This is a genomic window from Candidatus Chloroploca asiatica (assembly GCF_002532075.1).
Classification (GTDB): domain Bacteria; phylum Chloroflexota; class Chloroflexia; order Chloroflexales; family Chloroflexaceae; genus Chloroploca; species Chloroploca asiatica.
This window is the reverse complement of record NZ_LYXE01000048.1, coordinates 1-10,101: the sequence shown is the minus strand read 5'-3', so window position 1 is coordinate 10,101 and position 10,101 is coordinate 1. Positions and strand designations below refer to the sequence as shown.

Sequence of the window (10,101 nt, the reverse complement as noted above, 5' to 3'; positions counted from 1 at the left end):
GGCACCCGCAAGGGGTGCCCCTACAGGGCCGGGGGGCGGGCCCGGTGTAGGGGCACCCCTTGCGGGTGCCCTTGCGGGTGCCTTGCGGGTGCCTTGGCGGGGTGCATACACAGAAGATGCAATCGCCCTAGGGCAAGCCGGCCCCTACTTGACACGCTCGCGAGTTTGTCAGAAGATAGAGTTGGAACGTTCTGGAGCATTCTTATGTCAAACGAAAAACCAATCGTCGTAATCAGTGGAGCGACAAGCGGCATCGGTTACGAAACAGCGCGTCTGCTTGCCCATCACAATCTGCATCTCGTACTCGCCTGCCGCAATCTGGCGCAAGCCGAAGCCGTACGCACCACCTTGATCACCACGAGTGGCAACGAGCAGATCGAAACGATCAACCTCGATCTCGCCTCGCTCGCTGCGATTCATGCCTGTGCCGCCGAACTGGCCGAGCGCTACCCGCGCATTGATACGCTCATCAACAATGCCGGTACCTTTCGCCTCGCCCGCGAAGAGAGCACCGACGGCTTCGAGTTGACCTTGGCCACCAACTACCTCGGGCCATTCCTCTTCACGCGCCTGCTCTTACCACTGCTGCACGCCGCACCAACGGCACGCATCGTCAACGTCGGCTCTGACGCCCACAAGTACGCCCGCCTCGACCTCAACAACCTGCAACTCGAACGCGGCTACGCCGGCTTCAAAGCCTACGCCCGCTCAAAACTGGCCCAGGTCTACGCAACCCAAGAACTGGCCGCCCAACTCGATCCAGCCCGCATCACCGTCAACGTCGTCCACCCCGGGCACGTCGACACCAACATCTGGAACCTCTGGCCCGAGGGCAACCGCATCTATCCGCTGATGACCAACCTGATGCGGCGCTTTATGCTCACCGCCGCCGAAGCAGCGCACAGTGTCAGACACCTCGCAACCGCCCCCGAGCTCCAGGGCATCAGCGGGGCCTACTTCGACCGCACCAAACGCGCCACCGCCGCCCGTCACGCCCACAACCCAGCGCTCCAACGCCACCTCTGGCACGCAACCATCCAGCTCATCGAACGCTGGACCGCGCCAACAGGCATCGCCCCATCGACCCAACCCCAGGGCACTACACTGCCACACCATAACCACAGCGAGCCACCGACCATCACCGCCGCTGCTCCGGTCTCCGCCGAGCAGCACACACCAGCGACGCTACCACACCCACACCAACCACCGACCCTCGCCCCCTCTACGCCCATCGCCGATCTAGCAACCCTGCTCAGCACCCTCAACCCATACCTGCACCCAGGAAGCTATGTCTTCACCAGCGTCCCCGAAGGCACCATCGTTGCCCCAGCGCAAATCATTGCCTCAATCCACGAAGCCGAAGGACAATCACTGGTCATCACCGAAGCCGCCGCCCACGAAGCCAAGCTCCCCATCCTCGCACGATGCGCCTGGATCACCCTGACCGTAACCTCTGACCTGCACGCAGTCGGCCTCACCGCCGCCATCGCCACCGCCCTGCGCAACGTCGGCCTCAGCTGCAACATCATTGCAGGAGCCTACCACGACCACCTCTTTATCCCCATCGATCACGCCGAACAAGCTATGGAAACCCTTGCCGCCCTTCAGCAACAAGCCGCGCAACGATAGAAGGGGCACGGACAAGCCGTGCCCCCCCGATCCCCGATCCCCGATCCCCGCCGCGCCCGCCGCGCCCCGTACGGGCACGGGCAAGCCGTGCCCCTACACGCATGCGGCACATATACGGGCACGGCGCCGCCGTGCCCCGACCACCGCCGTGCCTCCCCGATCCCCGATCCCCGATCCCCGATCCCCGATCCCCGATCCCCGATCCCCGCCGCGCCCGCCGCCCCCGTACGGGCACGGCTTGCCCGTGCCCCCGCCGCGCCTTCGCGTCTTCGCGTCTTCGCGTGAGCACACCCAATGGGCCGGTGGGCGCAGCAGCTATCAGAGTTACCTCTTCACCCCGAGCGAGCCAGGGGCTGCTGCGCCCCTACACCCCGACCCGACCTGACGACAATCACGCCAACACCGAATGGGGCGAATGCGGCAAATGTAGGGGCGCAGCAGCCCATGCGCCTCCCTCAACCACAACGCCCCCACCATCGCTGCTGCGCCCTCCCGTGGGCATGGATCGATCCGTCGCTGCTACGCTCCCGCGGGCATGGATCGATCCCGTCGAACTTGCACCATCAAAAACCTCTGCGCCTTCGCGCCTTTGCGTCAAAAAACCTTCGCGTCTTCGCGCCTTCGCGTGAGCACCATCAAAACCTTCGCGCCTTTGCGTCAAAAAACCTTCGCGTCTTCGCGCCTTCGCGTGAGCACCATCAAAACCTTCGCGCCTTCGCGTCAAACCTAGCCTTGCCACAGAATCGCAAGAATCACCACCACCAGCGCGGCCATCCCGATCAGGAAGCAGCCCTGCGCAATTTGCAGCAGCACCGCCTTGCGCCCAAGCAGGCCCTGATAGACCGCTTGCATTTCGCCGAGGTTATCGGTCTCGTAGCTGACCCGACGTGGCAGCAGCACAAACAGCGCCATCACCAGCGTCGCAAAAAAAGCACCGACGCCAACCGTGCCAGCCCATTGCACAACTGGTTGTTCCAGATAGGCCGGCTGATCACTCAACGCCAGCACCGCAAAAAGCACGCCATAGAGACCGGTGACAAGCTGAATGATCGTTTGCGCACTCGTCTCGAGACGCTCGATATTGCCGCGCTTTTGCTTTTCAAGCCATTCGCGTAGCTCGCGCTCGTCTGGGGTTTCAGGGCCAAGCACCGGCATAGCTTCGCCTCTTCAGGGTTTCACAGGGATGGCAACGCGCATGCGATGGTCACAACCGTTGGGATTCTGGCAGCGCAAGGTATAGACGGCTTGATTCTCACCACGATAGATGACCTCGCGCCCACGCTGACGAATCTGGTCATGCGTCCAGATATTCCAATACCCGCACTTCGGACAATGGTAACTCTCGGTCTGGGCTGGCTCACTCATCACTGGTATCCTCCTGGCTCAGCACCCGGAACTCGGCCTGTTGCGCTGGCGTAAGCTGACTGAGCATGGCCGCCATCGCGGCAGCAGACTCCTGCTCATCACGATCCGCTGGCAACGCGCCCCCCGCCCGCTGGCGCATCTCTTCAAGCTTCGCCCGGTCACTCGCCAGATCAGGATGCCCAGTGCGCTCATCCAGGGCAACCACCTCTTCGAGCAAGGGAATCGCCGCCGCGTACTGCTCCTGTCCAGCGTGGAAGATCGCCAGGTTGTAGAGCGCGATGCTCAACTGTACCAGGTTTTGCCGGTCGTCACCTGCCTCACGGAACGCCGCCACCCCAGCTTCACGTGCAGCAAGCTCAGTGACGGGATCGTGCAGCAGAGCAGCCAGGTTGCCAATACCTACCAACGCATCGGCACGTTCAGCCGGTGTACCCTGCGCCAGCAGCGGTTCGGCAGCGGCCAGCAGTGTCGCCGCAGCATCGTCACCGCCTCCCTCCAACGCCGCCTGGAGCGCCAGAGTCACCTGCGCCAATGACGCTTCATCGGCCAAACGGCCAAGCTCTGCCGCTACCTCGGTCGGCGGCACCTGACCGCGCCGGGCACGCACCACCGCCCCGACCAGCGCCCCGACCAGCCGCGCCGGGGTCAGCGCCACCGGTTGCGGTGCCCCACCAGCCATCGCAGCTTCCATCTGCTGAAGCAAATTTTCAGCTCGAGCCGCAACTGGTGCTGCACCCATTCCCTGGAATAGGCGCAGGCTCTCACGGGTGTTGCGCAACGCAGTTGCATGATCACCCGTGGAAAATTGCAATGGTGCCATCATCAACAAGATATTCGCCACACCCCATGGATCTCCCAACCTGGTCACAATAGCCAGACTCTCTTGGTACTGTTTCAGAGCCTGTTCCTGGTCGCCTTGTTGAACAAGCACATGTGCCATATTCGCAAGCGTGACGCTCTTGCCGCGCACATCGCCCAGGCTCTCCTGGATCGCCAGGGACTGCTCGTAGAGGCCCATCGCCCCCCCCAGGTCGCCCCGCGTCACCAGCACCCCCGCCATTTGGTGCAGCGTGGCGCTCTTGCCGCGCACATCGCCCAGGCTCTCCTTGATCGCCAGGGACTGCTCGTAGAGGCCCATCGCCCCCCCCAGGTCGCCCCGCGTCACCAGCACCCCCGCCATTTGGTGCAGCGTGGCGCTCTTGCCGCGCACATCGCCCAGGCTCTCCTTGATCGCCAGGGACTGCTCGTAGAGGCCCATCGCCCCCCCCAGGTCGCCCCGCGTCTCCAGCAGGGTCGCTTGCTGATGGTAGACCCGGCTTAGCAGTTCCTGATGTTCGGTTTCGGTTGCCGTGGCTACGGCCAACTCAATGCTCTGGTGCGCTTGTTCGGGTTGGCCCAGGCGCTCAAAAACCCAGGCCGCCCGCCACGCCGCCCAACCCCGCCGCTCGGGAGGCAGATATGGGATCGCAATGGCGAGATCGGCGAGGTAAAACTTCGTAGACATTGCGATTTCTGCGCTGGCATCGATGCCTTGCTCGTCGTTATACGCCCGCGAGACAACCTGATCTGCCCAGCGCGCATAACGTGCGCGGGGCTCGTCCAGGGCTTGCTCGTCGGCCAGTTGCCTGAGCACGGTGGCAATCACGGGCTGCACGCTATACGTTGTCGCACGATTGCGCTGCTCGTCGTACCCCTGGCCCTGGAGGAGCGAGGCCTGGTTGAGCAGTTCGAGCCGGGTATGCGCCTGATCGGTAAACCATGTCGTCTCATCTTCCAAGCCCCAGATCACTGCGCCATGCAGCGGTACAATCACCGGATTGGCAATGATCGTCAGCGCCAGCAGATCAGCCCGCAGATCAGCCGGCAGTGCGTTCAGCGACAGGCGTACATTGATCTCAACCGATGCTTGCTGGTACATCTGGGGGGAAGGATCGTGTGCCTTGCTCAGTTCCTCCTGGAGGTTTGCCAGAAAGATCGCCGCGTCATCCTGCCCTCTGGCCCAGCGTGCCGCAGCCAGGTTCAGGGCAAGGGGGCTGTGGCCTACGGCAGTTGCCAGTTGTTCCAGAAACTCGCTTGAAGGAATGCGTTGCCCGACCCGCTCGCGCAACAGGCGCACACTGTCACGCGGGGCCAGGCCCCCAAGCTGTGCTCCCCGTTCGGCAGGCGGGTAGGAATATTCGCCAGGCAGACCCACCGGCGACTGGCGCGTCGTAAAGAGCAGATGCACCCCTTTATCGGCTAGCAACCCTACCAGACGCTGCACCGCTGCCGCCTCGGCCCGCTGCTCTTCGTCGAAGGGGGCATTGCTCGCATCGCTCGCTTCACGCCCCAACCGCCACAGCACGGTCTCATAGTTATCCCAGATCAGCAACAAGCGCGGCCTGGCACGCAGCGCCTCGGCGAGCACAAGCTCTTGGGCCTCAGCCGCATCAGGCTGATCAAACGCGGGATGCGTGATCCCCAGCCGATCGGCCAGGTTCCTGCGCACGATGGCGGCACGCAGGGGCGCAGCTTCGCCAGGGAGAAAGAGGCTGAGAGCCACAATGCCTTGATCAAAAAAGAACCGGAGCCGCTGGGCCAGGGCCTGCACCAGGGCGGTCTTGCCCATGCCACCGGCCCCACGCACCGTCACAATCCGTTCGTGATGATTGATAAAGAGCCGCGCCAGCTCAAGCAATTCCTTATCCCGCCCCACAAACGTATGCTCAGGCGCCCGCAACTGCTCAACCCTGGGTTCGCGTGGTTCAATCGGCAGCAACGGCGCGGCAAGCACCGGGCGTTGCACCTGCCAAGCATACCCCTGCGCCAAATAAAGCACCGGGATCGCCCACTCACGCGGCTCACTACGAAACTGGTTCTTGAGTTGCAAGCGCGCCCGATAGAGCGCCTGCGCCGGATGCTGCCCTGCCGCCAGAAAGCGGTAGAAAGTACGGGCAAACGGGGCCGCAGCGTCGTCGAGCACCTTATACTGCGTGCCCAATACCGCCGGGATACCGTGACGCACCAGGGCCAGCGCCAGATTCGCCCCCGGCTCGCGGCTATCAGCCGTACGACACGCATTCAGAAAAGCAAAATAGGTCAGGCCACGCAGATCGGCGGCCAGATCAGCCACCGGGCGCGCATCCATACAACCCGTGCCATCATCAAAGCAGAGCACCGGCACACCATCCGCAACATCGCCGTGGCCCGTATAGTGAAACAACAGCGGCTCGACGGTCGCCAGATCATCAATCAACGCCTGGCGGGTCGGCGCAATGCGGTGCCACCGGATCGGCGCAGGCGGCTGCTGACCAACCAGATCATCGCGCAACCGATCGAGCTCGCGTACAACATGCAACCGCCTGAGCGGGGCATATGCGACAACAAACCCTGTTTTCGGATCATGCACCTCTTGCACCAGCGGATCGCTACCCATAACCACCATCCGCCAAGGCAGCAGCGCATCAGGGGCCTCAGGCAGCGGCGCATGCGGTACCTCACGCACAAACAAATGCGTAAAGATCACAAAATCAGCGCCATCGTGCAGATACTCCCACGGGATCGCCGCCAACTCGGCCTCATCAGTCTGCACCGCAAGCAAACTCGCCTCATGAGGCGCACGAGGCAACGCCGCCAGCCGCGCCTTGAACTCCTCCCCACCGAGCGCCGCCATCAAACGCTGCCCATAGGCAACAGGATCAGCAGCAACACCCCCCCGCGCAAAAAGCGGCTGATCAACCAGCAGCGCAGCCGGCTCAAACGACGCAAGCACCTCGCCATTCAAGCACACCTCGCCACGATCATCCACGCCACGACGCAGGGTTATTGTGATCGCCATACTTCCCTCTGGATAGCACCGAATGCATAGCTAAGCTCCCCAGCCAGTATAACACACTGATCAGGGCAAACACAGGCGTCTGGCTAGGGGCACGGCGGCACCGTGCCCCACCCGCCGTGCCCCCGCCCCGCCCCCGTACGGGCACGGGCAAGCCGTGCCCCTACACGCATGCGGCACATGTACGGGCACGGCTTGCCCGTGCCCCGCCGCCGCCGTGCCCCCCTGATCCCCGATCCCCGATCCCCGCCGCGCCCTCCTTGTCACCCCGAGCGCCCTCCTTGTCACCCCGAGCGCAGCGAGGGGTCTTCTATGCGCCGCAGCGAAGATTCCTCACTCCGTTCGGAATGACATGGCTGGCGTTGCCCTCCCCGCCGTGCGTCCTTGCCACCCCAAGGCCTCCTCCGTGTCACCCCGCCGCGCAGCGAGCGGTATCCCAAAAGCCCCGATCCCCGATCCCCGCCGTGCCCCCGCCGTGCCCGTACGGGCACGGCTTGCCCGTGCCCCCTTCGCGTCTTCGCGCCTTCGCGTGAGTCCCCTTCACCCCTTTGCATCCTGCCCCATCGCGTGGTATCATACCTTCCGGTGTACCAATCAAACGCCCATCACTTTTCACCCCTGAATTCTTGCATGGCAGCCTCGCAACTTCCGCTGGTGCTGGTGCAGCGCCACCAGAATCGCCAGTTGTTCGCCGACCGTTACCTCGATGTGACGCTGCCTCAGCGTGACGCTTGGCTCGCCCTGCGCGACGAGGCGGCCCCGGTCTTCGCCCAGGTGCGGGCGATCCTCGCGGCGTTTTCGCCTGCGCCAAATGAGGCCCAGACCGAGCACGAACTGGTGCGCCCGGTGTTGCTCGCGCTTGGCCATGCCTTCGAGGTGCAGGCTGCCCTCAAGACGCCCAAAGGGACGCGCAAGCCTGATTATGTTTTCTACCGCGACCACGCGGCGCTCGTCGCCAATAAGGGCCGCGTGCTCACCGACGCCGATCTTGCGGCGGCGTTTGCCGTGGGCGATGCCAAATATTGGGAGCGCAAGCTTGATGTGTCGAGTAGCGGTGAGAGCGATGAGCTCACCAGGGTGCCTGCCGATCAGATTGCGTTCTATATGCGCCATACCAGGGTGCCCTGGGGCATGCTGACCAATGGCCGCCACTGGCGTCTCTATCATCAGGATACGGTCGAAAAGCAAGATCGTTATTATGAGGTCGATCTGCCTGCGCTGGTCGAGGCCAATGAGCTTGATGCGTTCCTCTATTTTTATGCGTTCTTTCGCCCCGCCGCGTTTGCGCCGTCAACCGCCGAGGCGCTGACGCTCACCGCGATGCTGCGCGAGAGCAGCGATTATGCCCGCGGGGTCAGCGATAGCCTCAAGCTCCAGGTCTTTGATGCCCTCCGCCATCTCGCCCAGGGCTTGCTCGACTATCCGCGCAATGCGTTGACCCCGACCCCCGCTACGCTCCACGCGGTCTACAGCAATAGCCTGATTGTGCTCTATCGGATCTCTACGTCTACTTCTACCAACAAGGGCTCCGGCTCTTACGCGAAGGCGGGCGGATGAGCTACATCGTCACCAACAAATGGCTCCGCTCAGGCTATGGCGAAGGGCTACGGGCCTACTTCGCCGCCCAGGCGCGCCTCGAACGCATCATCGACTTTGGTCACGCCCCGATCTTCGCCGATGCCGATGTCTTCCCTGTCATCATCGTTGTCGAACGCCCCGCCGAGGGCACCGTCAGCGAAGATCACGAGGTACAGGTAAGCAACTTCCCACGCGAAGCCCTCGGCGTGATCAACCTCGACAGCTTTGTCACCCGTTACAGCCACAACGTCCCGCAGCGCCGCCTCGGGCGCAACGCCTGGAGCCTAGAGGCGAGTAGCACTGACGATCTGATGGAAAAGATCCGCCAGGCCGGCCCAACCCTGACAGAGTATGCCGGAGTCAAACCATACCGTGGTGTCCTGACCGGCTTCAACGAAGCATTTCTGATCGACACCCCCACCAGAGACCGCCTGATCCACGAAGATCCCCAGTGTGCCGCGATCATCAAACCCTACCTGCGCGGGCAAGACATCAAACGCTGGACCCCGGCCTGGGCCGGGCTATGGATGATCTTCACTCGGCGTGGCATTGAGATCGACGCATATCCAAGCGTCAAAAATCACCTCCTCCGCTTCCGTGAACAACTAGAGCCACGCCCAAAAGATTGGACAGGAAAAACCTGGGCAGGCCGCAAGCCCGGAAACTATCAATGGTATGAAATTCAAGATTCTGTTGATTACTGGGGCTTTTTTGAACACCCAAAGATATTATATCAAGAAATTCAATTTCATTCTGTTTATAGTATTGATTTTACTGGCTATTTTTCAAACAACAAGGTATTTTTAATTCCAAATGCGGACTCTTATCTCCTTGCCGTACTAAACTCACCCCTGATGTGGTGGCACAACTGGCGCTACCTTCCCCACATGAAAGACGAAGCGCTCAACCCGGCTGGCTTTTTGATCGAAAAACTTCCCATCGCACCAGCGACCGACGCCATCCGCGAAGCGGTCGAGCCAGCGGTGGCGCAACTGATCGCCATCACGCAGCGCGAACAAGCGGCGCGCCGAGACACCCTTGACTGGCTACGCAGCGAATTCGATCTGGAAAATCCAGGCCAAAAACTGACCGATTTTGCCATCCTGAGCGAAACTGAATTTATTGAAGAAGTCAAAAAGCGTCGCCCCAAAGCGGCGGGCAAACTCTCACCATCAGGCTTACGCGCCCTACGCAACGGCTACCACGAACAAGCCCCACCGGTGCAGCAAAACCGCGCCAACGCCCGGCAACTCGAACACCGTCTCGCCACGCTTGTCAACACCGCCTACGGCCTGACCCCCGAAGAGATTGCGCTGATGTGGGAAACCGCCCCACCGCGCATGCCAGCGAGAGAGCAATAAGCGCGACCCATCAACATCCTGAAACCTCAACCCCTACCCCACCTGCGCCAACCACGCTTCGAGATCGGCCACCCTGGTGAAATCAAAGACCGCCTCTGCCAGATCCAGCCGTTGTGCTGGGTCAAGGTGCTGCACCTGCACCAGCAGCGCAGCGGGCAGCGGGCCACAGCGCCGCTGCAACTGGCGCACCAGTACGGCCAACTGACCCTCTTCACGCCCCTCTTCACGCCCCTCTTCACGCCCCTCTTCACGCCCCTCTTCACGCCCCTCTTCCCGGCCCTGCGCAAGCCCCTGCGCAAGCCCCTGCTCGCGCCATTTGCGCATCATCGGCGTCTCGGGCAAACCATAATCACG

7 protein-coding genes are annotated in these 10,101 nt (G+C 62.4%); 3 read left to right on the top strand and 4 right to left on the bottom strand.

Annotated features, from left to right (window positions below; translation table 11 throughout):
- The first annotated feature begins 204 nt into the window (after positions 1 to 204).
- Positions 205 to 1,629 (top strand): SDR family NAD(P)-dependent oxidoreductase, encoded by a 1,425-nt coding sequence (locus tag A9Q02_RS24575; RefSeq protein ID WP_097651145.1) that lies wholly within the window; start codon positions 205 to 207, stop codon positions 1,627 to 1,629.
- 726 nt (positions 1,630 to 2,355) lie between these two features.
- Here the strand turns inward: A9Q02_RS24575 and A9Q02_RS04380 are convergent.
- Genes A9Q02_RS04380 through A9Q02_RS04370 form a run of 3 tightly spaced genes read right to left on the bottom strand, consistent with a single transcriptional unit; the run spans position 2,356 to position 6,811 of the window.
- Entirely contained in the window at positions 2,356 to 2,784 is a 429-nt protein-coding gene (locus A9Q02_RS04380) for a hypothetical protein (protein WP_097651144.1), read from the bottom strand.
- 12 nt (positions 2,785 to 2,796) lie between these two features.
- Complete coding sequence (locus tag A9Q02_RS04375; protein ID WP_097651143.1) at positions 2,797 to 2,994, bottom strand: hypothetical protein; 198 nt, start codon at positions 2,992 to 2,994, stop codon at positions 2,797 to 2,799.
- Positions 2,987 to 6,811 carry a tetratricopeptide repeat protein gene (locus tag A9Q02_RS04370; RefSeq protein ID WP_097651142.1) on the bottom strand — a complete coding sequence of 1,275 codons (3,825 nt, stop codon included), beginning with the start codon at positions 6,809 to 6,811 and terminating at the stop codon, positions 2,987 to 2,989. Before A9Q02_RS04370 ends, A9Q02_RS04375 begins: the two co-directional genes overlap by 8 nt.
- 627 nt (positions 6,812 to 7,438) lie before the next feature.
- Here A9Q02_RS04370 and A9Q02_RS04365 point away from each other — a divergent pair.
- On the top strand, positions 7,439 to 8,365 hold the full coding sequence (locus tag A9Q02_RS04365) for a type IIL restriction-modification enzyme MmeI (RefSeq protein WP_097651141.1): 927 nt from the start codon (positions 7,439 to 7,441) through the stop codon (positions 8,363 to 8,365).
- On the top strand, positions 8,362 to 9,747 hold the full coding sequence (locus A9Q02_RS04360; RefSeq protein ID WP_097651140.1) for a TaqI-like C-terminal specificity domain-containing protein: 1,386 nt from the start codon (positions 8,362 to 8,364) through the stop codon (positions 9,745 to 9,747). Before A9Q02_RS04365 ends, A9Q02_RS04360 begins: the two co-directional genes overlap by 4 nt.
- 33 nt (positions 9,748 to 9,780) lie before the next feature.
- On the opposite strand, the gene A9Q02_RS04355 is transcribed toward A9Q02_RS04360, so the two are convergent.
- On the bottom strand, positions 9,781 to 10,101 hold a 321-nt coding region (locus A9Q02_RS04355; RefSeq protein ID WP_141508700.1), incomplete at its 5' end, for a DUF4351 domain-containing protein.